The organism is Massilia sp. TSP1-1-2 (genome assembly GCF_049896185.1).
GTDB lineage: Bacteria > Pseudomonadota > Gammaproteobacteria > Burkholderiales > Burkholderiaceae_D > Telluria_A.
Genome location: NZ_JAFCTU010000025.1, coordinates 18,252 through 43,381, shown reverse-complemented (window position 1 = coordinate 43,381; position 25,130 = coordinate 18,252). Strand labels below are relative to the sequence as shown.

General features: G+C 65.2%; 20 protein-coding genes. 7 read left to right on the top strand and 13 right to left on the bottom strand.

Going from position 1 to position 25,130, the window contains the following annotated elements:
- Positions 1–101: 101 nt before the first annotated feature.
- The 5 genes from ACP7BV_RS19510 to nadB are packed head-to-tail and all read right to left on the bottom strand — an operon-like array spanning position 102 to position 5,201.
- Positions 102–659, bottom strand: a complete 558-nt coding sequence (locus ACP7BV_RS19510; RefSeq protein ID WP_426106158.1) for a lipocalin family protein — start codon at positions 657–659, stop codon at positions 102–104.
- Positions 660–716: 57 nt separating this feature from the next.
- Entirely contained in the window at positions 717–1,733 is a 1,017-nt protein-coding gene (locus tag ACP7BV_RS19505; RefSeq protein ID WP_426106157.1) for an alpha/beta fold hydrolase, read from the bottom strand.
- A 50-nt stretch (positions 1,734–1,783) separates the two neighbouring features.
- Positions 1,784–2,608, bottom strand: a complete 825-nt coding sequence (locus ACP7BV_RS19500; protein ID WP_426106156.1) for an NAD-dependent protein deacetylase — start codon at positions 2,606–2,608, stop codon at positions 1,784–1,786.
- Entirely contained in the window at positions 2,605–3,522 is a 918-nt protein-coding gene (locus ACP7BV_RS19495) for a DMT family transporter (RefSeq protein ID WP_426106155.1), read from the bottom strand. Before ACP7BV_RS19495 ends, ACP7BV_RS19500 begins: the two co-directional genes overlap by 4 nt.
- Before the next feature lie 53 nt (positions 3,523–3,575).
- Positions 3,576–5,201: an L-aspartate oxidase gene (gene nadB / locus ACP7BV_RS19490; RefSeq protein ID WP_426106154.1), complete on the bottom strand. Its 1,626-nt coding sequence runs from the start codon at positions 5,199–5,201 to the stop codon at positions 3,576–3,578.
- Between the two features lie 198 nt (positions 5,202–5,399).
- Between nadB and ACP7BV_RS19485 the strand changes: the two genes are divergently transcribed.
- Positions 5,400–6,755: a TIGR03013 family XrtA/PEP-CTERM system glycosyltransferase gene (locus ACP7BV_RS19485; RefSeq protein ID WP_426106153.1), complete on the top strand. Its 1,356-nt coding sequence runs from the start codon at positions 5,400–5,402 to the stop codon at positions 6,753–6,755.
- Positions 6,756–6,777: 22 nt separating this feature from the next.
- Positions 6,778–8,133 (top strand): PEP-CTERM-box response regulator transcription factor, encoded by a 1,356-nt coding sequence (gene prsR / locus ACP7BV_RS19480; RefSeq protein WP_426106152.1) that lies wholly within the window; start codon positions 6,778–6,780, stop codon positions 8,131–8,133.
- A 16-nt stretch (positions 8,134–8,149) separates the two neighbouring features.
- On the opposite strand, the gene ACP7BV_RS19475 is transcribed toward prsR, so the two are convergent.
- Positions 8,150–8,905, bottom strand: a complete 756-nt coding sequence (locus ACP7BV_RS19475; protein WP_426106150.1) for a hydrolase 1, exosortase A system-associated — start codon at positions 8,903–8,905, stop codon at positions 8,150–8,152.
- On the bottom strand, positions 8,902–9,735 hold the full coding sequence (locus ACP7BV_RS19470; RefSeq protein ID WP_426106149.1) for a hydrolase 2, exosortase A system-associated: 834 nt from the start codon (positions 9,733–9,735) through the stop codon (positions 8,902–8,904). Before ACP7BV_RS19470 ends, ACP7BV_RS19475 begins: the two co-directional genes overlap by 4 nt.
- Before the next feature lie 254 nt (positions 9,736–9,989).
- Between ACP7BV_RS19470 and ACP7BV_RS19465 the strand changes: the two genes are divergently transcribed.
- Positions 9,990–10,994 (top strand): AMP-binding protein, encoded by a 1,005-nt coding sequence (locus ACP7BV_RS19465; RefSeq protein WP_426106148.1) that lies wholly within the window; start codon positions 9,990–9,992, stop codon positions 10,992–10,994.
- A gap of 37 nt (positions 10,995–11,031) precedes the next feature.
- On the opposite strand, the gene ACP7BV_RS19460 is transcribed toward ACP7BV_RS19465, so the two are convergent.
- Complete coding sequence (locus ACP7BV_RS19460; protein WP_426106147.1) at positions 11,032–11,925, bottom strand: polysaccharide deacetylase family protein; 894 nt, start codon at positions 11,923–11,925, stop codon at positions 11,032–11,034.
- A 218-nt stretch (positions 11,926–12,143) separates the two neighbouring features.
- On the opposite strand from ACP7BV_RS19460, the gene ACP7BV_RS19455 reads away from it, so the two are divergent.
- Complete coding sequence (locus tag ACP7BV_RS19455; protein ID WP_426106146.1) at positions 12,144–13,208, top strand: glycosyltransferase family 4 protein; 1,065 nt, start codon at positions 12,144–12,146, stop codon at positions 13,206–13,208.
- 36 nt (positions 13,209–13,244) lie between these two features.
- Here the strand turns inward: ACP7BV_RS19455 and ACP7BV_RS19450 are convergent, their stop codons facing one another.
- The 4 genes from ACP7BV_RS19450 to ACP7BV_RS19435 form a co-directional block, all read right to left on the bottom strand.
- On the bottom strand, positions 13,245–14,432 hold the full coding sequence (locus ACP7BV_RS19450) for a TIGR03088 family PEP-CTERM/XrtA system glycosyltransferase (RefSeq protein ID WP_426106145.1): 1,188 nt from the start codon (positions 14,430–14,432) through the stop codon (positions 13,245–13,247).
- Between the two features lie 76 nt (positions 14,433–14,508).
- Positions 14,509–15,291, bottom strand: coding sequence for an XrtA-associated tyrosine autokinase (locus ACP7BV_RS19445; RefSeq protein WP_426106143.1), 783 nt, complete (start codon positions 15,289–15,291; stop codon positions 14,509–14,511).
- A 15-nt stretch (positions 15,292–15,306) separates the two neighbouring features.
- Positions 15,307–16,851 (bottom strand): XrtA system polysaccharide chain length determinant, encoded by a 1,545-nt coding sequence (locus ACP7BV_RS19440; protein WP_426106142.1) that lies wholly within the window; start codon positions 16,849–16,851, stop codon positions 15,307–15,309.
- A gap of 356 nt (positions 16,852–17,207) precedes the next feature.
- Entirely contained in the window at positions 17,208–18,143 is a 936-nt protein-coding gene (locus ACP7BV_RS19435) for an EDSAP-1 family PEP-CTERM protein (RefSeq protein ID WP_426106141.1), read from the bottom strand.
- 310 nt (positions 18,144–18,453) lie between these two features.
- On the opposite strand from ACP7BV_RS19435, the gene ACP7BV_RS19430 reads away from it, so the two are divergent.
- Both ACP7BV_RS19430 and ACP7BV_RS19425 read left to right on the top strand, forming a co-directional pair.
- Positions 18,454–19,197 (top strand): N-acyl amino acid synthase FeeM domain-containing protein, encoded by a 744-nt coding sequence (locus ACP7BV_RS19430; protein ID WP_426106140.1) that lies wholly within the window; start codon positions 18,454–18,456, stop codon positions 19,195–19,197.
- Between the two features lie 5 nt (positions 19,198–19,202).
- Entirely contained in the window at positions 19,203–20,924 is a 1,722-nt protein-coding gene (locus ACP7BV_RS19425; protein WP_426106139.1) for an FAD-binding oxidoreductase, read from the top strand.
- A gap of 115 nt (positions 20,925–21,039) precedes the next feature.
- Here the strand turns inward: ACP7BV_RS19425 and prsT are convergent, their stop codons facing one another.
- Positions 21,040–23,817 (bottom strand): XrtA/PEP-CTERM system TPR-repeat protein PrsT, encoded by a 2,778-nt coding sequence (prsT, locus tag ACP7BV_RS19420; protein WP_426106138.1) that lies wholly within the window; start codon positions 23,815–23,817, stop codon positions 21,040–21,042.
- Between the two features lie 250 nt (positions 23,818–24,067).
- On the opposite strand from prsT, the gene ACP7BV_RS19415 reads away from it, so the two are divergent.
- Positions 24,068–25,129: an SDR family oxidoreductase gene (locus tag ACP7BV_RS19415; protein ID WP_426106137.1), complete on the top strand. Its 1,062-nt coding sequence runs from the start codon at positions 24,068–24,070 to the stop codon at positions 25,127–25,129.
- Position 25,130 lies beyond the last annotated feature (1 nt).

Sequence of the window (25,130 nt, the reverse complement as noted above, 5' to 3'; positions counted from 1 at the left end):
CTTATCCGACCTACGCTTCTCGCTGCGGCACGTTCACACCCGCTGCAGCGCGGTCGTATTTGTGAGCATAACTCCAACCTCCTGCGCGAGCACGCTGTGGTTCACGGCTTGGAGCTATTTTTGCTATTCGACTCCCCAGGGCTCTGATCCACATAAATCAGCTTCGACGTATCAAACCCAAGCCCCTTCGCTTTGTCGACCAGGCGCTTTTTCGTCGCGTCGTCCATGGTCGGCGTGCGCGATAAAATCCACAGGTATGACGTATCCGGGCCGCTGATCATCGAATAGCCGTAATTCTGCTGGTCCAGGTCGAACACGATGTACGAGCCATAAAACGGCCCAAAAAACGACACCTTCAGGTAGCCAACGTCCGGCTTCCCGACAAAATACGCCTTTCCCTCGGCTTGCTTCCATTCCGACTTGCCGGCGTTGTAACCCCGGTTGATAACTTTCAGGCCGCCGTCCTCGCGCATGTTGTACTGCGCCGTCACCTGGCTCAAGCCGCGCTCGAAGGAATGGTCCAGGCGCGCGATCTCATACCACGTGCCAAGGTACCTGGCCCCGTCAAAATTATCCACCGGCGTCACGTTCTCCGGCTTGCCCGTACAGCCGGCCAACAACAAAGCCAGCGCCGCCGGCACGATCCATTTCGCCTTCATCGTTATCCTCACGCCTTGTTTTATGTCGCACGATTGTAGCGCAAGGATGCCGAACTGCTACACCCGACTCAAGACGTGCTCCTTCATGGATGGCGTGGGCAAGGCTTGCATGGCGTCAATGCCGCAAACGATATCGTCCGCATCGGCGTAATGCACCATGTGACCCTGGCCGGGCGCCAGTCGCAGGCTGCTTTGCGGCAGCGCGTCGTGCAGGCGCCCGGCGTTATGGCCGGCGCTTGCAATTTTGTCTTCGTTGCCGGCGACGATCATCACCGGCATCTTGAGCTCTGCATAGCGCCGGCTGAGCACCAGCGCCGAAGGCACCATCAGCGCGCTTTCCGCGGCGCTGGCGCGCAGTTGCGACGGGCGCAGCATCATCCAGACGGGCAATTCGCGAAAGCTGTCAGGCACGGCAACGGGACTGAAGATGCGCTTAACCAGCGCCGGCCAGATCATGCGGCCGATCAGGGGCGCCACTGTAAAGCGCAGCAAGTCGCCGACGATGGGGATGGCCGGGGGCGCACTCATGGGCGCATCAAGGCGCAGGCTGGGGTAGTAGTAGCCCGAGAGCAGCACCAGGCTGCGCACGTCGTCGGGGAAGTCGAGCGCCATCGACAGCGCCACCAGCGTGCCCCACGAATGGCCCAGCACGATGGGTTGCTCCACGCCCATCTGCTGCAGGGCGTTGTGAATCAGCTTGGCCTGCGCAGCCGGGGTCCAGAGCGTGGTGCGCGGGCGCTCGCTGTAGCCGTAGCCGGGGCGATCGAATGCGATCACCCGGTACTTGCCGGCCGCTTCGTCGAGCAGGCCGCTGGTGTCGAAATCGTTGGCGAGGATCCCGTTGCCGTGCAGCATGACCACCACCTGCCCGCTGCCTTTTTCAAGGTAATGCAGGCGCACGCCGTCAACGTCGATGAATTGGCCCTTGGGGGGATTGTCTGCTTCCGCCTCCTGCGCCTTGCTGCGCACATACAGGAACGACGCGGCCAGCCCGGCGGCGGCCAGCAGGGCCGGCGGCCCCCATTGCCCGAGCCGGATGGTCTTGGTGGGGTACTGCGTGATTTGATAGGCCATTGCGGTTCTCCCTCGCACTCGATAATAAGGTGTGACCGGCGCCAGGGACCTTAGTTCAGCAGTTGCACCAGCGCTGGCAGAACCTGCTCGGCAGAATCCGCGATTTTGAGCGCCAGCAACTCGTCGGCGCGCGTCTTGCCCAGGTTGACCGCGGCTATCGGCTTGCCTGTCTGCGCGGCCATGCGGCAAAAGCGAAAGCCGGAAAACACCGTCAGCGAGGAGCCCACCACCAGCAGCGCGTCGGCGTCGTCCATCTGGGCCAGCGCGCGCGCGCTGCGATCGGCCGGCACCCCGTCGCCAAAAAAGACGACATCGGGCTTGAGCATGCCGCCGCAGTCCACGCACCAGGGGATGTTGAAGCCCTCCAGCGAGGCCGGTTCATGCTGGGCGTCGCCGTCGGGCGCGGCCGGGGCGGCAATGCCGGCCAACCCTGGATTGGCGTCCACCAGCTGGCCTTGCACGAAGGCGCGCGCGAACACGGCGCGGCAGTCCAGACAGACCACCTGGTGAATGCTGCCGTGCAGTTCAAGCACATGGAAACTGCCGGCTTGCTGGTGCAGCCCATCGACATTTTGCGTCATCAGCTCGCCAATATGGCCCGCCGCGCCAAGTTGCGCCAGCGCGCGGTGGCCGGCATTCGGCTCGGCGCGCGCCAGCGTGGGGTAACCGGCCATGCTGCGCGCCCAGTAACGGCGGCGCACGGCGTCGAGCTTGCGAAATTGATGGCCTTGCATCGGTGCCTGGCCGCGCCGCACGCCATCTTTGTCGCGGTAGTCGGGAATGCCGGATGCGGTGCTCATGCCCGCGCCGGTCAGCACCAGCACGCGCCGGTGGCGTTCGAGGAAGTCGGCAAGTTGCGAAAGCGACGCGGTCATGCGCTGATTTTATGCGATCTGCGGGTGGAAAGCACGATGCCCCCGACAATGAGGACAAAGGCGACGACATGGTAAAGACGCGGCAGCTCGCCTAAAAACAGCGCCGACAGGAGCGCCGTAAACAACGGCGTGAGGTTGACGAACAAGGCGCCGGTGGCCGGGCCGGCGCGCTGCACTCCCGCGCCCCAGCAGCGAAACGCGATCACGGCCGGGCCGCTGGCCACAAACAGCAGCGCGGCCACGACCGGCCAGCTCCAGGCAATGGGAGCCGCGCCCAGCGCATGCTCGCCGGCGGCAAAGGCGCCCGACCAGAGCACGCCGTAGACGACTTGGGCCAGCAGGAAAGCGGCCCAGTCGGCGCGTTCGGCGGGCGGGTCTTTCGGCTGGGTCAGCAGCCAGCTGTAGAACGACCAGGCGATGGTGGCCAGGATCATGTAGGCGTCGCCCGGCACCAGGCGCATGGCCAGCAGCACGTCCAGTTGGCCGCGGCACAGCACCAGCAGCACGCCGGCCAGCGACAGTGCGGCGCTGGCCAGCTGCTTGCGCGTGGCGGGCACGCCAAAGCACAGGGCGCCGACCAGCATCATCCAGACTGGCATGCCGGCGGCGACCAAAGTGACGTTGATGGGGGTGGAGCTTTGCAGCGCCAGGTACTGCAGGGAGTTGTACAGGCCAACCCCGAGCAGGCCCAGTAGCGCGTAGCGGCGCCAGTTGGACAACAGGCCCGAATCCTGGCGCAACAGGCGCCGGCCCAGCGGCAGCAGGATCAACAGCGCAATGCTCCAGCGTAGCAGGTTGAGCGTCATCGGCGGCACGGCCGTGCGCACCAGGCGCCCGACAATGGCGTTGCCAGCCCACAGCAGCGGCGGGATGGTGAGCAAGGTGATGGTGGAAGGGGAGAGGCGCTCTGTCATGCGGGGCAGTGGTTGGATGCAGCGTCCGCGCGCGGGCGCGCGGACCGTGGGTTTTACCTGCGCGGCGGCGTCAGTACGCTGGGCAGCGCCTTGGGCAGCGTGTTTGGATAGTCGCGGCTGAAATGCAGGCCGCGGCTTTCGCGCCGGCTCAATGCGCTGTTGACGATCAGCGAGGCCACGTCAACCAGGTTGCGCAACTCCAGCAGGTCATGCGTGATGCGGAAATTACGGTAGTACTCGTCGATCTCTTCCTTGAGCAGCGCGATGCGGTGCTGGGCGCGCTCGAGGCGCTTGTTGGTGCGCACGATACCCACGTAATTCCACATGAAGCGGCGCAGTTCGTCCCAGTTGTGCGCGATGACCACTTCCTCGTCGGCGTTGGTGACCCGGCTTTCATCCCAGGCCGGCAGCGCAGGGATGTCCTTGCGCGGCATGGCCGCGATTTCGAGCGCGCAGGCGCGCCCCACGACCAGGCATTCGAGCAGCGAATTGCTGGCCAGGCGGTTGGCGCCGTGCAGGCCGGTGCAGGCCACTTCGCCCACCGCATACAGGCCCGGCACGTCGGTGCTGCCGGCCAGGTCGGTGACCACGCCGCCGCAGGTAAAGTGCACCGCCGGCACCACGGGAATCGGCTCGGTGGTGATGTCGATGCCCAGTTCCAGGCAGCGCGCATAGATGGTCGGGAAGTGCTCCATTAAAAATTCAGGACTCTGGTGGCTGATGTCGAGGTTGACATAATCGAGCCCGCGTTTTTTCATCTCGAAGTCGATCGCGCGCGCCACCACGTCGCGCGGGGCCAGTTCGCCGCGCTCGTCGTACATCGGCATGAAGCGGGTGCCGGCCGCCGCTCCCGCTTCGGGCGGCAGCTTGAGCAGGCCACCTTCCCCGCGGATCGCTTCGGTGATCAGGAACGACTTGGCGTACGGGTGGTACAGGCAGGTGGGGTGGAACTGGATGAATTCCATGTTCGACACCCGGCAACCGGCGCGCCATGCCATGGCGATGCCGTCGCCGGTGGCGGTGTCGGGGTTGGTGGTATACAAATAGACCTTGCCGGCGCCGCCCGTGGCCAGCACGGTGTGCTCGGCTTCAAAGGTGAGTACCTGGCCGGTTTTTTCATCCTGCACGTACAGGCCGTAGCAATGCGGCTGGCTCGGATTGCTGGACGCGGGATGGGTCACTTTGCCCGACAGTTTGTCGCTGGTGATGACGTCGATCGCGCAGTGCTGTTCAAAGATGGTGATGTTCGGGTGGGCGCGCACCTTTTGCTCGAGCGTGACCTGGACTGCGTGGCCGGTGGCGTCGGCCGCGTGGATGATGCGCCGCTCGCTATGGCCCCCTTCGCGCGTCAGGTGAAACCCGAGTTCCGCGGTGGCGTCGCGGGTGAACGGCACGCCTTGTTCGATCAGCCATTCGATCGCTTCGCGCCCGTGTTCGATGATGAAGCGGGTGGCCGCTTCGTCGCACAGGCCGCCGCCCGCAACCAGCGTGTCGTCGATGTGCTTTTGGTGCGTGTCGCCCGAATCGAGCACCGCGGCGATGCCGCCCTGGGCCCAGTTGCTGGCGCCGTCGAGCAGGGCGCGCTTGGAGATGATGGCAACGGTGCGCGTCTGCGCCAGATGGAGGGCGACCGAGAGGCCGGCAAGGCCACTGCCGACGATAGCGACGTCAAATTTCATGATGGGCAAGTAATTTATAGCGGAAGCTCCACTATAGACCATTTGCCAATCGCACGTCTGGCCTTGAGGAAACACCAAATTAATCTTGTCCGCAGTCAATGCCCGTTGTGTCCTTCTGCGCCACACTGCAAGAGCCATGTTCGAACCCCTTGCCATTGGAGCGCCGTGATACGGATCTTTAATCATTACGTGTCCAAAATGGCATTCATCCTGCTGCTGCTCGAGCTGGTGATGCTGCTGGGGACCGTCAGCGTCGCGTCGGCGATCTGGGTTTCCGACGGCCAGGGTCACTTTCGCACCGATAATTTGTACCTCTCCTCGCTCACTTTCGCGCTCGTCATCATTTTTAGCATGAGCGCGCTCGGCATGTACCAGCACAGCGCGCGCGAAGGCATGCGCACCACGCTGTTTCGGATCATGCCTTCATTTGCACTCGGCTTTGCGCTGCTCAGCGCCCTGATCGCGGTACGCCCCGACATGTACATCGGGCGCGGCATGAGCAGCGCGATTTTTGCATTGGGCGCCACCGGCGTCGTTCTCACGCGCCTGGTGGTGTTCAAGTCGGCCGAGTCGGCGCTGCTCGAGGCGCGCCTGATCTTCATCGGCAGCGGCGAGATGGCGCGCGAATGCCTGGACCTGGCCTGCAGCAAATTCGGTTTTCATCAGTTCAAGGTGGTCGGCTGCGTGGTCGTCGATGGCGAGCCAAGCTGCGTGCCCGACTCTTATCTGCTGCCGATGGGCGAGTCGCTGTTGATGATGGCGCAAAAATACGAGGCCAGCGAAATCGTCGTCACGCTGGGCGAGCGGCGCAGCCGTGCCTTTCCGAACGAAGAGCTGCTCGCGTGCGCGCTGCGCGGCGTGCGCGTGATCGACGCGGCCACGTTTTTCGAGCGCGAGGCATGCCAGATCCGGCTCGATTCGCTGCAGCCGAGCTATCTGATTTTTGGCGGCGGCTTCGACCAGAGTTTTTATCGGGCCAGCGTCAAGCGCATCTTCGACCTGGTGGCCAGCGTGGCCGTCAGCGTGGCCAGCCTGCCGGTGCTGCTGCTGGCCGCCGCCGCCATCGCGCTCGACGACGGCGGCCCGATCTTTTACCAGCAGGAGCGGGTGGGGCGGCACGGGCGCATCTTCAAGGTGCTCAAGTTTCGCAGCATGCGCAAGAACGCCGAAGAGGGCGTGCCCACCTGGGCCGCCGAGAACGATCCGCGCGTCACGCGCGTCGGGCGCATCCTGCGCCTGCTGCGCATCGATGAACTGCCGCAGATGATCAATGTGTTCAAGGGCGAAATGAGCTTTGTCGGGCCGCGCCCCGAGCGCGCCTATTTTGTCGATCAGCTGATCGCGGAAGTCCCGTATTACAACGTCAGGCATGGCATCAAGCCCGGCGTGACGGGTCTGGCGCAGGTGCGCTACCAGTACGGCGCTTCGCTCGAAGACGCGGTCCAGAAGCTGCAGTACGACCTGTACTACGTCAAGAACAACAGCCTGTTCCTCGATCTTTTGATCCTGATCGATACGGTGCAGGTGGTCTTGACGGGCAAGGGCAGCCGCTAACTGATTATTCAAGGAGTCTGGCATGGGCAAGAAAAAACTGTTGATCGTGGAAGACGACAAGGGCCTGCAAAAGCAGCTGCGCTGGAGCTTCGACGCCTACGAAGTGATCATCGCCGACGACCGCGAGAGCGCCCTGGCGCAGCTGCGGCGCCATGCGCCGGCGGTGGTGACGATGGACCTGGGCTTGCCGCCCGATCCGGACGGCGCCTCCGAAGGCCTGGCCACGCTGGCCCAGGTGCTGGCGGCGGCGCCGGGCACCAAGGTGATCGTCTTGTCGGGCAACCAGGAGCGCGCCAACGCGCTCAAGGCGGTGGCGATGGGCGCCTACGACTTCCACCAGAAGCCGTGCGAGCCGGAACTGCTCAAACTGGTGGTGGAGCGCGCCTTTGTGCTGCATGCCATGCAGGAGGAAAATGCGCGCATGCTGCAGATCCAGGCTGATTCGCCGCTGGCCGGCATTGTCAGCCGCGACCCGGCCATCCTCAAGCTGTGCCGCAACGTGGAAAAGCTGGCGCCGTCGTCGGCGACCGTCATGCTGCTGGGCGACTCGGGCAGCGGCAAGGAACTGTTCGCGCGCGCGCTGCACCAATTGAGCGCGCGCAGCGAACACCGTTTCGTGGCGATCAACTGCGCGGCCATTCCCGCCGATCTGCTGGAAAGTGAACTGTTCGGGCATGAGAAGGGCGCCTTTACCGGCGCCGGCCAGCAAACGCTGGGCAAGATCGAAATGGCGCAGGGCGGCACGTTTTTCCTCGACGAGATCGGCGACATGGCGATGGCGCTGCAGGCCAAGCTGCTGCGCTTTGTGCAGGAGCGCGTGATCGAGCGCATCGGCGGGCGGGTGGAAATTGCCATCGACGCGCGCATCGTGTGCGCCACCCACCAGGACTTGAAAGCGCTGGTGCGCGAGGGGCGCTTTCGCGAAGACCTGTACTACCGGCTCAGTGAAATCGTGCTGCCGATTCCGCCGCTGCGCGAGCGCGTGGGCGACGCCATTTTGCTCGCGCATCACTTTAAAAACCGGTCCTGCGTGGCCGAAGGGCGCGCTACGCTCAGCTTTGCCGACGACGCGCTGATCGCCATCGAGCAGCATGGCTGGCCGGGCAATGTGCGGGAACTGGAAAACTGCATCAAGCGCGCGGTGATCATGTGCGACGGGCCGCAGATCAGCGCGGCCGACCTGGGCCTGGCCAGCGCGCAGCAGTTCGACGCCCCGGTCAACCTGCGCCAGGCGCGCGATGCGGCCGAGTACAAGGTGATGGTCCTGGCGCTGGCGCGCGCCGACGGTTCGATCGTGAAGGCGGCCGAGCTGCTCGGCGTGAGCCGCCCGACGCTGTACGACCTGATGCACCATCACGGGATCAGGATCGCACCTTGAGCGTGCAGCGGACAGCTTACCAGGACACGATCCAGTTGGCCGACAGTTCGGCCACTTCGTCGCGCCATTCGCGGCTGGCGAAGGTGTGGTTGGCGCCGGCGATCGTGACGCGGCGGCAGGCGGTGTCGTTGCGCTCCATCAGGTCGACAAATTCGCGCCCAATGGTGTCGGCGCCGCCGACGACCACCAGCGCGGCGCCGTCGAAGCAGGCCAGGCTGGCGATGATGCGCTGCGGGAGCGGCATGTCGGTGTCGACCGCGACCGCATGGCGGCTGCCGACTTTTTTCCAGAAGCCGATTTCGCCAAAGCGCGAGAGCAACTGCGGCAGCAGCGGCCCCTGGGGCGCCCCGCCCGCGCCGCCCGCCCACGGGTTGAGCAGCACCAGGCCGCGCACCCGCGCATCGGTGTGCGCGTACAGCGCGGCGGCGGTGGCGCCGTCGCCCAGACCCCACAAAACTACTTCGTGCAGTTCGGGCATCTGCATAAAAAATTCCTTGATCGCGGCGCGGATATCGTCGTCGATGGCGCCAAAGGCGCGCGCTTCGCCTTCGCTGTCGCCCATGCCGCGGTAGTCGAAGCGCATCACGGGAATGCCGCGCGGGGCAAGCAGGCGCGCCATGAGCGCGTAGTGGCGGTGGCTGCCAACCCGGTATTGCGGGCCGCCCGAGACGACCAGCACGCCGCGCCCGATGGGGCGTTCGGGCACGTCGATGATGCCGACCAGGGAGCTGGCCTGGCAGGTGAACTGGAGCGCGCGCTGTTCAGTATTCATGGCGTGGGCAGGGCAAAGGCAGCGCTGGTGGCGTCGAGCAGCGCGTCGCACTCGGCGAACTGGCCGCTCCAGAAAGGCAAGCCTTCAAGAGCCTGGAAGTGCAGCGTGATGCCGCGCTCGGCCCAGCGCTCCTGCAGGCGCGCCGCGCGCGCGGCCAGCCTGACCGGCGCCGGAATGCCGCTTGCGAACCAGTGCACGGTGCACGCGGGCAGCGCGAGCGCGGCGGCGTCGCAGGCGTCGATCGCCTGGGCCAGCGGCGCGGCCAGCTCGTAGCCGTCCACTTCGAACAGGCCGCGCGCCACCAGTTCGCTGCGCAGCGCCGCGCTGGTGGGTGCGCGCGGCGCGTCGGCCGGCACGGCGCGCTGGCGCAGGAACTGGTTGACGCAGGTGCGCCCGTTGAGGAAGGGCTGCCACAGGATCACGCCGTCCACGGGCGAGGTGACGGCGTAGTCGAGCGCCAGCAGGCCGCCCAGGCGCAAGCCCCAGACGTGCATCGGCCCGCTGCTGCGTTCGGCCAGCCAGGCGCGCGCGGTGTCAAGGTCGCGCTTCCACAGCTCCCAGCGCGCGGCGTTGAAGTCGCCGCAGCTGTCGCCGCAGCCGAACAGGTCGATCTGCAGCACGGCAAAGCCCATGGCGGCAAAGCGGCGCGACATCAGGGCGGCCATGCGCCGCGAGCGGTTGAGCTCTTCGGCGAACGGGTGCACGTAGAGGATGGCGCCGCGCGCCGGCACTTGCGGGGCGGGCGCGTGATACAGGCTGAAGCGGGTGCCTGGATCGGCGTCGAAGAAAAACGGTTCCACGCGGGGCGCGGAGGGCATCGGGGCGTTCATGCTGTACCTTCTCCTGCACGGGCCCGGCCAAGACCGGTACCCGAAAAATGGCGGTGCGGCTGGCGCGGCAACACGCCGCCACCCGCGTTCAAGGAACGATATCCTTAATACATAACAATTAGATACCTGTGATAACAGCGTGACATTGACAGCGCGCAAGGGCTTCTGCAGCGCTCTTCATTGAGCTATATCAAGGGTTGATGTGCGCTTTGTCCCAATCATGATCTTTTCCCCGCAGTCATAGGAGGAGGAATATGGCGACGCTACTGCACGACCTGATCATGGATGTCGCATGGAAGCAGCCGCAGCAGCTTGCCGTGCGCTGCGAGCAAAGCCGTCTTACCTATGGCCAGCTGGCACAGGGCGTCGAGCGCGCGGCGCGAGCTTTCCTGTCGCTCGGTTTGAAGCGGGACGAGCGGGTCGCGGTCCTGCTCGACAAGCGGGCCGAAGCGCTGCTGGCTATGTTCGGCGCGCTCGGCGCCGGCGCCGCCTTCGTGCCGGTCGATCCCATGCTCAAAAGCGAACAGGCGGGCCTGGTGCTGCGCGACAGCGGAGCGCGCATGCTGGTGACAACGCCGACCCGGCGCCTGGCATTGAGCCACGCACTGGCGCGCTGCCCGGATTTGCGCTGCGTGCTGCAAACCGGGGCTGCGGGGGCGGCCGTGCCGGGCCTGGCCGTGTTCGGGTGGGACGATTGCCTGCGCCACGCCGCACCGCTGGCAGCTGCGCGCGGTGCGGACACCGGCATGGCGGCGCTGGTATACAGTTGCGGCTCCAGTGGCAAGCCGCGCGCGACAATGCTGTCCCACCGCAGCGTGCTCGAGGGCGCTGCCAGGCTGGGCGAGATGCTGGGCCGGCAGGCGCAGCAAGCCGACCTGTGCCTGCTGCCGCTGTCTTGCGCGAGCGCCCTTGGCTTTCTGGCTTGCAGCTTCGGTTGCGCCGGGACCGCGCTGCTCGTCAACGACATTCCCGCGCGCGAGGTGCCACAGTTGGCCGGACGCGAAGGCGTGACGATGGTGGCGGCCGCGCCGTGGCTGTGGATGCAGGCGGCCGCGCTCGACTGGCACGGCGCGCAGGCGCTGCGCAACATCATCAGCGTGGGCGGCGTGCTGCCGCGCCCGACCCTGGACGCGCTGCGCCGCCACTTGCCGCAGACCGAGACATGGCTGTTGCCGGGGCGGTTGGCGGGCACGGCGGGGGAAGGCGAGCATGCAGCGCTGACGCAGCATCCCGGCGCGCGCAGCGAGCAATACAAATGAGTGAATTGAGCCCGGCATGGGGAGCGGCTTGCCCGCTTCAAGCGGCGCTGAGCAGGTTGCTGCCCATGCGCAGTAAAAAGCCGCCGCTGCTGCGGTCCCAAGGCGTAAAGCGCGGCAATTCATACGGGTCGCAATCGGCGCGCGCGGCGCCGCTGGCGGTGGTCACGGCGGCGTCGAAGCCGGCCGAGCGCAGCATGTTGGCGTGGCGTTTTTCAAAGTCTTCGCCCGGTTTGCCGTTCGGATAGGCAAACAGGCGCACCGGTGCCTGCACGATTTCTTCCAGCCGGGCGCGGCCATTGCCAATTTCGGCGCGCGCTTCCGCGTTCGACAGCGTGGCCAGCGAATGCTGGTTGACGGTGTGACCGCCGATATCCATGCCGGCCCGGTGCAGGGCGATCAACTGGTCGGAACTGAGCATGGTGGGCGTGGTGCGGCGCGCCATCGCATGCACCCGCTCGAGCCGTTCGACGGGCGGCAGCGTGCCGAGCGCGGCGAGCAGCATGTCGATCACGGCGCGCCGGCGCACGGGGCACGCCACATCGTAGGCGCCAAAGCCGCAGCGCGCCAGGTTCAGGCGCGGGCCGGGCGCATTGCGCACCAGTTCGATGACGGCGTCGGTCCAGCTGTAGCCGCCGTCGAGGTAGCCGGTGGCGACGAAAAACGTGGCTGGCAGGCCGAAGCGCTGCAGCAGTGGCAGTGCGACGTCGGCGTGGTCGGCGTAGCCACCATCGAAGGTGATGCAGGCCGCGCGCGAAGGCAGGGAACGTTCCTTCAGGCGGCGCACGGCTTGCTCGAGCGGCAACACCTGGAACCAGCGCCGCAGCAAGCGCAAATGCTGGGCGAAGCGGTCCGCCTCGATAATGTCGGGAAATAGTGGGTCCGGGCGCGCGATTACGCGCCGGTACATCAGGATCGAGAGCGGTACTTGCATGGCGTGGCCTGTCGTGACGTGGTGCCGGCGGTTCTGGCGGGAAAGTCTTGATTCCTGTCAAGAATGAAGAACGGGGCGTCGGTACACTTAATTCTTATGTTGAGGCAATATTAGACCGGCGCGGCGGCACGGCTGTTGAGCGTTCTCATGTTGGCCCGACATGCATCCGGGGCGCCCCCGACCGTGGCGCGAACGACAGTGCAGCTGCGGAGGCTTTCATGCGTATCGGTATTCTTTCCTATCCCATGCTGTTCCAGCGCGACGCCGCGCTGCAGGTCCAGGTACGCGAAACGACGCGCGCGCTCAATGCACTCCAGCAAGTCGACGGCAACGCGCTGACGGTGGAGCTGGTGGGCGCCGACCCCACCCACCTTGACAGCTACGATCTGATCCACGTCTTTTCCGCCAGCGGCGGCAACCATCGCATCGTCGAAGCGGCGGCCGAACTGGGCGTGCCGGTGGTGCTCTCGCCCCTCATTTCGGCCGGCTGGGACCGCAGCTGCGGCGAGCATGCGCGCCTGGCCGATCACAAGATGGGCAAGCAGACCGCCTGGTCGGTGCAAAGTACTTACGCGCAGACCCGGCGTTCGCTGCAATTGGCCAGCGCCGTCGTGGCGCTGGGCGAAAATGAAAAGAAAGCGATCGAAGAAGGCTTTTTGATCGACAGCGCCAAGATTCGCGTGTTTCCGAACGGTGTAAGCGCGCATTTGTTCGACGCCGACGGCGATCTGTTTCGTCTGCGCACCGGCATTGCCGGCCCGTTCGTGCTGATGGCCGGCGCCATCTCGCCCTACCAGAACCAGCTTGGCATGGCTCAGGTGCTCGCCGAGCTGGCCTTGCCGTTCGTATTGCTGGGCGAAGCGCGCGAGCGCGACCAGGACTATTTGCGCCAGCTGCGCGCGGTGCGCGGCGTGACCTGCCTGGGCGGCTTGAAACACGACCCCAACATGCTGGCCAGCGCCTACGCGGCCGCGTCGGTGCTGGTGTTGCCATGCCAGGGCGACGGCTGCGCGCGCACGGTGTTCGATACGCTGGCCGCCGGTACTCCCGTGGTGATGAGCTCGTCGAGCGTGCTGGACTTGCCCGAAGGCGGCTTTGCGCTGCGTCAAGTGGCATGGAGCGATGCTGCCGCGCAAAAGCAGGCCCTGCTGGAATTGATCGCCGCGCCGCCGGCACGCTCCAGCGTGCGCGACCTGGTGCGCCCTTACACCTGGGAGCGCGCCGCCGGGCAACTGGCCGCCTGTTATGCCGGTCTTGTCGACAGCAAGGCGGTGGCGTTGTGAGTCAGGTCCGTGCAAGCAGCCGGCCCGGCGGCGCCGTCACGCCGGTGGTGTGTTTTGCCCCCCCTGGCACGGTGAGGCTTGGCCCGTCAAAGCGTCGTATACGGCCGTGTAACCGCGCGCCATTTCAGGCAGGCTGTAGCGCGCGATGACCTGGCTGCGCGCCCGCATGCCGTGGCGCGCGCCCATTTCCGGAATGCGACAATAATCGGCGATCGCGGCGGCCATCAGGTCGGGCGTGCGCGGCGGCACCAAGATACCGGTAAATCCCGAATGCACCAGCACCGGATTGCCGCCCACGGCAGTGGCTACCACCGGCAACCCTGTCGCCATCGCTTCGAGGATGGTGTTGGAGCTGCCTTCGGCCAGCGACGGCAGGACGAACAGGTCCATGGCGCGCAGCATCTGCGCGATGTCGGTGCGCTCGCCCGGCAACCAGGCGCGGTGGGCGGCGCCGGCGCGCACCAGCATGTCGAGGCAGGCGGCGCGTTGCGGGCCGTCGCCGATGATTAACAGACGCATGCGCTGGTGCGCCGGATGGGGCGACGCGATCAGGCGCAGGAAGGCTTCAACTAGCGTCGGATAATCTTTCACCTCATCCATGCGACCGACACTGCCAATCACAAAGGCATTGTCCTGCATGAAGCCGGCCGGGCCGACCGACGCCGGGGGACCCAGGCGCGGGTGGAATTGGACGCTGTCAACGCCATTTGAAATTTGCGAGACCCGCTCGGGCTCGGCGCCCACACTGTCGATCAGCCATTCCTCCAGGTCGCTGCTGACGGCAATGAAGTGGCCGATGAGCGGGCGCAACAGCAAACGCAGCAAGCGGTACTTGAGGCGCTTGCCGTACAGGTCGCTCATGTCGCGCCCGTGTTCGCCGTGCACGCGCAGCTTGACGCCGGCCAGCGCGGCCACCAGCTGGCCTTCGATACCGCACAGGTTCCGCGTGTGGATCAGGTCAGGCTGCAAGGCGCGCAGGGTGCGGAACATGCGCAGGTAGTGGCCAAAATCTTTGCCTTCGCGCTTGTTCAAGCTGATGATTTCCACCCCGCGCGACTTGATGTGGGCGTGGTACGCGGAATAATCTTTCAGGCAGACAATCGCGTGCCGGTAGCGCTCGGCGGGCATGTGGCGGATCAGGTTGATGAGCCCGTTTTCGAGGCCGCCGACGTCAAGCTGCTGGACCAGATGCACGATCAGGCGCGGCTGTTCTGAGACTGTCATGGTGTCACTCCGAGTGAAAGACGGCGCTGCGGGAGGGCCGCGCCCGATGAATCCTGTGCCGATGCGTGCCTGCCGTTCAGTCGTAGTAGCCGTGGTAGTCGCCGGCAAAGGCGCGCGCCTTGTTGCAGATCAAGTCCACGCGCGGGCAGTTGTCCAGACGCCGCAATGCTTCGCGCACTTCGCGCTGGGTCGTCGTTTCCGCCTCGATGACCATGACGACCTGGCCCATTTGCGCTGCCAGCACGCTCGCTTCCGAGGTCAGCAGCAGGGGCGGCGAATCGAAGATGACGATGCGCTCGGGGTAGCGCGTGGCGATCTCGTCGAGCAGGGCGCTCATTGTCTGGCTGGCCAGCAGTTCGGTGGCATGCTTGTTGTTGCGCCCCGCTGGCAGCAGGCTGAGCGTGGGAATATTGGTGCGCAAAATGACGTCGGCCAGGCCGGTGGTGTCGTCGAGCAGCACATCCATCAGCCCGGGCGCGGCCGGCACGCCCAGCACCCGCAGCACCGAGGGCCGGGCCACGTCGGCGTCGACCAGCAGCACCGTGTGGTCTTTTTCCATGGCAATGCTCATGGCCAGGTTGACGGCGCAATGGGTCTTTCCTTCGCCCGGCAAGGCGCTGGTGACAACGATCAGGTTGCCGTTTTTCAGGCCGCTGCTGATCGCCCCTTGCGCGTTGCGCAATAATGGGCGCTTGATGATACGAAAATCTTCGGCGGCGTTGGTGCGCCCGGCGTCGTGGGTGACCATGCCCATCTGGTGCAAGCGCGCCAGGTTGATGTCGACGTAACGCAAGTGGTCGGGTTCGCCCGGCGCCACCAGTTGCAACGAGGCGCTCGCTTGGGGCCCGGGAATGTCCATAATGTACCTCGGCGCTTAAGTAATGATGAGGGAAGATGCCAGCACGCTGCCGTACACCAGCAGCAGCGTGGAAAATGACAGGCCGAGCAGGTACTGGCCGCGGCGGCGGCGGCGCTGCTCGGCTGCGGTCCAGTTCATCGACACGGTACCGAGCACGTTGAGCCCGGTCAGCTCGCGCATCATGCCCGGGCCGGCGAAGGTGGGCCGGGCTTGGCTGATCAGGAGGGCGGCAAAGGCGCCCGCGCCCAGTGCGGCCAGCATGACCATCGAGTACAGGAAGGGGCGGTTGGGGCCGGACGGGGTGACCGGCAACGTAGGCGGATCAATGATCTTGAACGTCATCATTTCGGTGGTGGAACTCAGTTCGCCCGACAGCTTGGCCGCCTCGCGCTTGCTGATCAGCTTTTGATAGTTGTCTTTGTTGATCTCGTAGTCGCGGTTGAGCTGGGACAATTGCGACTCCACTTCGGGCACCGCGCGGCTTTGCTCTTCAAGGCGGGCATGGCGCGCGCTGTATTCGAGCACCCGCACGCGGATAGCCGCGATCCGGGCGTCGGCCTCGGTCAGCGCCACCTTGAGCTGCTGTAGCATGGGACTGTAGTTGCGGCCCGGGTCGCTGTCGGACAGCGGATGCCGGCTTTCCTCGACCTTGCGCGCTTCGAGCTGGCCGAGCAGGCGGCGGGCGGCGACGATGTCGGGATGCTGCTCCGTGTATTGCAGGCGCAGCATGTCGAGATTCTTGTTGACCGTGTCGATGCGGGCGTCGAGCTCTGGATTATTGATGCGCACCTTGCCGCCACGCTTGGGGGCGTCGCCGCGGATCTGGGCAGCGATGGCCTGGCGCGTCTGTTCGGCCTCGGCCAGTTCGAGGCGCGCCGTGCCGAGCGCGTCGGCAGCTGCAGCGAGCTGGGCGCTGTAATCGGCGCCCAGGCGCGGCAACAGCCCGGCGTTGCGCAGCTTGAATTGCTTGACCGAGTTCTCGGCCGCCACCAGGCGCTGCTCGTAGCTGTTGATTTGTTCGTCGATGAACTGGACAGCCTGCTGCGAATCGTTCTTCTTGCCCTTGAAACTGCCTTCGACAAAGATGGTCAGCAGCGACTGCACCACGTCGCGCACCAGCTTGGGGTTCTTGTTGGCGTAGCTGATGGTGTAGATGTCGTGGGTGTTAGTGCCGGTAATCTTGATATTGGCCATGAGCTGGGCGACCAACTCCTCCTTTTGGCGCGGCGTCGTCGCCTGCACGTCCATGTCGGTCATGCGCATGATGCGCTCAAGATTGGGTCGGCTGAGCAGCGTACGGCTCATGATCGACACTTGTTCTTCGACATTGGGCATGCTGGTCATGCCGGCCAACAGGGGTTTCAGGATGCTTTGCGTGTCCACATACACGCGCGCGCTGGTCTGGTAGTCGTTGGGCAGCGTGAAGACGGTTGCCCAGCCGGCCACGGCAACCATCCACATGATGGCGATCGCGTACCAGCGGTGTTTCCAGATGCCGCGCACGTGTGAAAGCAACTGGCTGATGAGGTCCTCCATATCGTGCGGTTCTCCGTTTGTCATGCAGCGGTTCGAAGCGCGAAGGGACTTCGCTACCCATCCGATTATATGGCCGTAGAAACCAGGAAATATTGCTAGTCACGGGGCCGTTGATTACCGTCAAAAGGCTTTTTCCTCGACCACGGCGCAGCGTTCGCCAAGAAAAAAATCCCGGACAGTGCGCGCCCTGGCCGGGTGAAAATGCCTACTGGCTGGCAGTGGCATCAGGGCTTCCAGCGGCAATCTGGCGCTCGCATCCCCAGCAGGCCCAAACCGCAACACGGAATCGAACGCCCTGGCGTGGCCACGTCCGCTTGGGCCACGATGTCGTCAGATACCCCGTCCACGCACAGCGCGGACGGGTACTGCTCACTGCGCGCTTAGGCGCTGCGGCGGCGCTTGAAGGCCGTCATGCCCAGCAAGCCTAGGCCGAAGATGGCCAAGGTGCCAGGTTCAGGCACGCTTGCGCCCTGCAGCGCATTGGCCAGCGTGTTGTGCTGCACCGTCAGCTGATAGGTGTCCTCGCCGTTGAGCAGCGGGGTGGTGGTGGTGAAAAAGCCGCTGCCGGGGTTGTAGGTGGACAGGCCGGCAAAGGTGCCGGTGCGGCTGACGTTGGCGTCGCCATTGAGCGCGCCCGGCTGGTAGGACAGTACCAGCGCGCCTGTGGTCAGATTGACAATATTCAAGCTCCACGACAAACGTGCGATGGCGTTGGTGACGGGGCCGGCGGTGGTGTAGGCCTGGGTGAACGGGGTGGCGTCAAAGGCGAACGTCATGGTGTCGGCGTCGCCCATGGTGAAACTGAACGTGGTCGAGGTGCCAACGTCGGAGTCGCCCGAAGCGGAGCCTGCCGATTGCAGCGAAGCGTCGGCGCGCGTTTGCGCGGTAGCGCCGGCAGGCCGACCGCCAACGGCGATGGCGCTGCCGGTCAGGAACTGGTCGGCGTAGCCGAAAGTGCCCGGCACCGGTGGCGGCGAGGGAAACGGGGTGTAGTCGTTTTCGCCGCGCGGTGGATTGGGCAAGCCGACGAACTGGTGGGCGACGTCGGGATTGAGGCCCGACAGGATGGAAAAATCCTGCGGCGTAGCGACCGAGGTGACGCCGTTCAGGCTGGCGCGCGCATGGGCTGAATTGACGCCGTCGAGCACGTCGAAGTCAGCCGGCACATAAGCGGAGCCGTCGGCGTGCAGCAGGCGGAAGTTGTTGATGGTAAGGATGGACTGGGCGAAGGCATCGGCGCGGGCGTTGCCCATCAGGCCGACGGACAAGGTGGCCAGCGCAGCCGACATGACCAAGGTTTTGCGTGAAAGTTTCATGGATCGATCTCCGGTGGGGATAAATAACGAGAAAGCTTGGGGCGCACATCAGGCCGCCGCGACTGTCTCTATGCAGCATCCATGCCAGTCCATTTTTTCCTTAAAAATCATAACCTTACAAAGAATTCCAGACGCCAACGCCGCCCCGGCGGGGCCGCTGCCAATTTTTTCGACGCTGCCAATTTGTTCACGCGCAATAGTAGAAGCTCGCCACAGGGGAACTTCCGTACGGATGGGCCGGTCTGACCTTGACAACATATCGTTCGCGCCGGCAAGCGGTGCTAAAACGCTCACCTGGAAGGAAGACAACATGATCAAAGAGGATCTCGCCATCGCCACGTTCGCATCGCCCACCGGAATGCGCGATTTGTGCATCGGCGAAAGCGGTACGCCGCCAGACCTGGACCATCCATTGGACCTCCAGGTGTTTCATATCAGGATGGCAAACTCGGCCGGTCGCCGGGAAGCGGCCAGTCTCTTGATTCGCAAGATGTACGGCTGGCGCGGCTATTCGGTCGACGCCAATGAGCCGCACGAAGCGAACAAGATCACCCTGTATGCAGAAACGGGCGGCGTGGTGGTGGGGACGATGAGCCTGTGCCTGGACAGCGAAACAACGCTGCCGGCCGACGAAAACTTTGGCGACAAGCTCGAAGGCTTGCGCCTGCAGGGGCGGCGCCTGTGCGAGCCGTCGCGCCTGGCCATCGACAAGGGCGTCACCAAGCGCGTGTTCGCCTCGCTGATCCATATTTCATATATTTACGCGCACAACATCCATGGCTACACCGACTATGTGATCGAGGTCAACCCGCGCCACGTGATGTTCTACAAACGGATGCTGGGCTTTTCCGATTTCGGCGAGGAGCGCCAGTGCACGCGCGTGGGCGCGCCGGCCGTGCTGCTGCGCCTGCCGCTGTCGGAGATGGGCGCCATGATCCGCAAGTGGGGCGGCCTGATGGAGCAGCACGGCGAAGAGCGCTCGTTCTATCCGTATTTTTTCCCCATCTGGGATGAACCGGGCATCACCTCGCGCCTCATGACCGGCCGGAATTGACCGCCATGACCGCCATGACCACCACCGCCGCCCCTGCAGACCAGCACCAGGACGCCAGCCCCATCGAGCCCGCTAGCGACCTGCCCGGCACTGAAAGGCATGCACCGCTGCTCCGCGCCATGCGCGACATCGTCGGCCCCGGGTATGTCCTGTCCGACGAGCTCACGCTCGAACGCTACGCGCGCAGCACCGCGTCGCGCAGCACGCGAGCGCTGGCCGTGGTCTACCCCGGCGGGCACGCCGAAGTGGTGGCGCTGGTGCGCCTGGCCGCCGCGCACGGCATTGCGCTTTACCCCGTCAGTACCGGGCGTAACTGGGGCTATGGCGATGCCTGCGCGGTGGGCAACGGCCAGCTTATTGTCGAGCTTTCGCGGATGAACCGCATCATCAAGGTCGACGCCGAACTGGCGTATGCCGTGATCGAACCGGGCGTCACGCAGCAGCAACTGTCGGACTACCTGCGCGACCAAGGCCTGAACCTGTGGATGGACTGCACCGGCGCCGGCCCGGACACTAGCCTGATGGGCAATATTCTCGAGCGCGGCTTCGGCCACTCGCCCTACGGCAACCGCTTGCAGCACGTCTCGGGCATGCAGGTGGTACTGGCCAATGGCGACGTGCTGCAGACCGGCTTTGGCCACTACCCGAAAGCGCGCGCCACCCATATCTTCCCGTACGGCGTGGGCCCGTTTCTCGACGGCATATTCACCCAGTCAAACCTGGGCATCGTGACCCAGATCGGGTTGTGGCTGATGCCCCAGGCCGCCTGCCTGAACCACTTCCTGTGCACCGTTGCGCGGCACGAAGACATCGGCCCCGTGATCGATGCGCTGCGGCCCTTGCGCATGGATGGCACGCTGCGCTCGATCGTTCACATTGGCAACGACCTGCGGGTCTTGTCGGGCGGCCAGCTCTTTCCGCGCGAGCTCGCCGGTGGCGCCTCCAGCGTACCCGAGGCGCTGCGCGCGCAGATGCGCGAGCTGGCCGGGGTGGGCGCGTGGGCGGTGTCGGGCGCGCTGACGGGCAGTGCCGCACAGGTCGCGGCGGCGCGCGCGGCACTGAAAAGTGCGCTCAAACGCACGGCCGCCAAGACGCGCTTCATCGACGAGCGCAAGCTGCGCATGGGCGCGCTGCTGGCACGCGTGCTGGGCCAGACGGCGGCAGGCAAGCGGATGCGCGGCCAGGTCGCGTTCGGCGAAGCGCTGTTCGCCATGAACCGTGGCATACCGAACGGGCGCTTTTTGGCGGGCGCCTACTGGAAGCGGCGCGGCGGGCTGCCGGCCGATTTCCCGCGCCAGGCCAACCCGGCGCTGGATAACTGCGGCATGTTGTGGGTCTCGCCCATCCTTCCCACGCGCGGGGCCGATGTGCTGGCCCTGCATGCGCTGGTCGAGCCGATCTTCAAGCGGCACGGGGTCGACCTGTTTGTGACGTTCTCCATGATCAACGAGCGCGCGCTGGGCGCGGTGATCACGGTTTGCTACGACAAGGAAGATGCGCAGGACGTGGCCCGCGCGAAGCAATGCTACGACGAGGTGTTTGCGCTGTGCATGGCCGAAGGGTATATCCCGTACCGGGTCGGCAATCAGTCGATGGCCGAGCTCGATCCGCATGCCGACGTCTACTGGAAGACCGTCGCGCGGATCAAGGAAGCGCTTGATCCGCAGGGCTTGCTCGCGCCCGGCCGCTATCAGCCCGCCGCGGCTGGCCGAAGCGAACACGGCTGACTGTCAAAAACGCCGACAGCGAGCGCGACTGAGAGCGGGGCGCAGCGTCATAGCGTCGCTTGAAGCGGTGAGCGTCAGCGGTCGGCGGGCAGCGGGCAGTGGGCAGTGGGCAGGATCACAGCGTCGACAGCAAGGTCTTCGCTTCGGCCCGCTTGGCGAAATGGGCGGTCGATGCGAGCGCTTTTTCCAGCTCGCGCCGCGCGCCCCGCTTGTCGCCCGTTTTGGCCAGCAGCAGGCCGTAGTGATAGCGGATTTCGGCCGCGTTGGGCGCCAGCGCAGCCGCCTTTTGCAGCAGCGGCAGGGCCCGGGCCAATTCACCCTGTTCAAGATAAATCCAGCCCAGCGTATCCATCACGGCCGGATTGTCGGGCGCCAGCGCATGGGCGCGCTGCGCCAGCGCCAGGCCCTTGCGCTCGCCGGTGCGCTGGTAACTCCAGGCCAGGTCGTTGAGCGCTGCCAGATTGTCGGGCGCGTGCTTGAGCACCAGTTCCAGCTGGGCGATGGCGGTTTTCGGGTCATCGCCCACCAGCTTGCTGCTGGCGTAGTACAGGCGAGTGGGCACGTCGCCCGGATGGCGGCGCAACCAGCCGATAACGCTGGCGTCGGCCTCGGCCACGCGGCCCTGCTTGACGAGCGTGCCATACATCTGGATCAGCAGCGCGCCGCCGGGCGCCAGGCCGAACGCCTTTTCGTAAGCCTTGTAGGCGCTCGCGTGCTTGCCCTGGGCCGCATACACGTCGCCCTCGAGCTTGAATCCGGCTGCGCCGTCGGGATGGCGTTTCTGGAACGCCACCGCCAGCGCCAGCGCTTCGCCGAAGCGGCTGTTGCGGCTTAGCAGATTGATCAGCGTGATGCGCGCTTCGAGCAAATCGGGCTCCCGCGACAGCGCCTTGTTCAGCGCGGCCACGGCGGCTGCGTCCTGCTTTTGGGCGATCAGTACCGACGCCATGTGCAAGTGCGGCGTGCCGGCCGCAGGCGTGAGCGCGGCCAGGCGCACATACGTGTCGGCCGCCGGCCCGTACTGGCCGTTGGCGGCGTACGCCTGGCCCAGCAGCGCAAGCGCTTCGGCGCTGGCCGGGTGGCCGGACTGCAGCTTCTGGGCAAATACGAGCGCTTTTTGCTTGTCGCCGGCGCGCACATACAGAGCGCCGGCCCGCAGCGCCAGCGGCAGGGCGTCAGGATGCTCGGCCGCGGCGCGCTCCATCCAGCCGATCGCTTCGGGCACGTTATTGTGGGCTGCGGCCAACGCCGACAGCGCTTCCATCACGGCGCTGTTGCCGGGCGAGGCCGTCAGGGCCGCCAGATAACGCTTGCGCGTTTCCACCGTCTTGTGCTCGAGCACATCGAGCTGTTCCAGGTTTGTCAAGGCCGGCAGGTAAGCCGCGTCTAGCGCCAGCGCCGCCATAAAACTGGCGCGGGCGCTGCGCAAATCGTTGCGCGCCAGGTAGATACCCCCTTTCAAGTTCTGAATCAAGGGATTGTTGCCATGTTTTTCCATGTCGAGCACCGTCGCCAGCGCCTTGTCGGGCATATTGGCGCGCAAATAAGTCATGACCAGCAGCACGCCGGTGCGCGCCGGACTGCGCTCGAGGCTGGCGGCCCGCTCGAGTTCGGCCAAGGCACGGGCATTGTCGCCGTCGCCCATGCGGCTGAGCGCGAGCGCGGCGTGCAGCGCCGGCGCTTCGGGACGCAGCGCGCTGGCCTTGTCGAACAGGGATGCCGCCGCGCTGAAGTGGCGCGCCCGCAGGTTCGCTTCGCCGGCCAGGGCCAGCAGCTCGACATCGGCGTCGTCGGCCTCCAGGAGCGGGCCGAGCAGGGCCAGCGCCGCTTCCGGATGGTCGGCGCTGATGTGCAGCGACACCAGCAGCTTGGTCGCGTAAGGGTGGCCGGGATAGGCGTGCAGAAATTTTTGCAAGTGCTGCTCGGCTTGCTGATGGGCGCCCAGCGCCGACTGCACGGCGCCGGCCAGCAAGATGGTGGGGTAGTGCTCGGGCGCAGCGCGCAGCAGGCGCTGCACCGATTCGAGCGCGGCCGGCAGTTTGTTTTCGCGGTAATTGAGCACCGCTTCCGAATACATCAGTGGCAGGCTGCTGCCGGCCACCTTGCGCGCTGCCGCCAGCGCCGTGCGCGCCTCGGCAAAGCGGCCAGCGTCGGTTTGCAGATTGGCGACGTCGATCAGCGCCTGGGCATTGTTGGGGCGCCGTTCGAGGATCTTGTGCTGAATCGCCAGCGCCTCGTCGGCCTTGCCGTCGGCGCGCAGCAGGTCGGCCTGGAAGCGCAGGCATTCGATGTCGCCCGGGCTGGCGGCGAGCGCGCGCTTGAGCAGGGCCAAGGCGGTGTCGGGTTGCTTTTGCCACATTGCAATGCGGGCCAGACCGAGCAGGGCTTCGGGCGCGTCAGCGTGCAGCTTGAGCGCCTCGTCGAACAGCGCGCGTGCCGGTTCGACCTTGCCCAGGCCCAGCAAGGCGCTGGCGCGCAAGGCCAGCGTGGCCGGGCGCTGAGTTGGCGCCGCATCCGGCGCAATATCGGACAGGATGCGGTCGTACTGGCCCTGCATCAGCAACGACTTGCCCAGCAACAAGGCGACGGTACCGCTGTCGGCCCCTAAGGCCAGCGCGAGGCGCAACTCTTTTTCGGCCGATTCGGCGTCTCCCTGGTCAAGATAGAGTTCACCAAGCAAGAGCCGCGCAGAGCGGTTGTCGGCGTCGTGCTGGATCACATTCTTGAGCTGGATCACGGCTGCGCGCAGGTCGCCCTTGTCGCGGAATTGGCGCGCTTCGGCGATCATGGTGTCGGGGTCGCTGCCGCGGCAGCCGGCGATGGTAATGCCGAGCGAGACGGCCAGCGCAGCCGCTACTGAGCGCGACCAAAGGGGCTGTTTGTGTCCGGACATGGAATTCTCCTGGGCGATTTGACGGATATCATTGCTAGATTAGGGACACAGCCACGGCACTCTTTGATTTCAAACAACGATTCCCCTTACACACAAACTTGCGCGCAATCGGTTCCGTATTGCTGCAAATCAAATGCGTAAATCGACCGGCCCGTAAAATTTTCAACAATGCCGTGTGGACGGTGCCGGCCGCAGCCATGCGGCAACTTGGAGGAATGTCAATGAAGCCGTGCCAGATCGAGCGTGCCTGATGGCGAGCGCAGACATGGATCCCGTCGCCTACCGCCATGCGCTAGCCGGCCTGGACGCGCAGCCGCGACGCTGGGTCATCACCGGCGTGGCCGGCTTCATCGGCTCGAACTTGCTGGAAACCTTGCTGCGCCATGGCCAGCACGTGACGGGCCTGGATAATTTCATGACGGGCTACCGGGAAAACCTGGAGCAGGTGCGCTCGCTGGTGCCGCGCGCCGCGTGGGCGCGTTTTCGCTTTGTCGAAGGCGATATCCGTTGTCTGGCAACGTGCAAGCAAGTCTGCCAGGGCGCCGAATTCGTGCTCCACCAGGCGGCGCTCGGCTCAGTAGGGCGCTCGATCGAGGATCCGATCCTCACCAGCGACATCAACATGATCGGTTTTCTGAATGTGCTCGTCGCCGCGCGCGATGCCGGAGTTGCCCGTCTTGTCTACGCGGCGTCGAGCGCGACCTATGGCGACCATCCCGAGTTGCCCAAGGTCGAAGAGCGCATCGGAAGGCCCTTGTCGCCCTATGCGCTGACCAAGCATGTCAATGAAGTTTACGCCGACATGTTCGCGCGCTGCTACCAGACAGAATCGATCGGGCTGCGTTACTTTAATGTATTTGGGCCGCGCCAAGACCCCGACGGTCCTTACGCTGCGGTCATACCGCAATGGTTCAGCGCAATGATCAACAATGCCAGGCTCAATATCAATGGCGACGGAGACAGCAGCCGCGATTTTTGCTTTATCGATAATGCGGTGCAGGCCAATTTGCTCGCCGCACTCACCACCAAGCCAGAGGCCGTCAACCAGGTCTACAACGTGGCAGTCAATGCCAGGACCAGCTTGAACGAGTTATATTGCCTGATGCGCAACATGCTCGACGAGCGTTTCCCCCACCTGGGCGACTACCAACCGCACTACACGGACTTCAGGGTGGGCGATGTGCGTCACTCGCAGGCAGATATTTCAAAAGCCGCCCGGCTGCTGGGCTATCAGCCTAGCCATCGGCTCGACGATGGACTGCGCGCTTCGCTTGACTGGTATATCGCGCACTTGCAGGCGCCGCTTCGCTGAC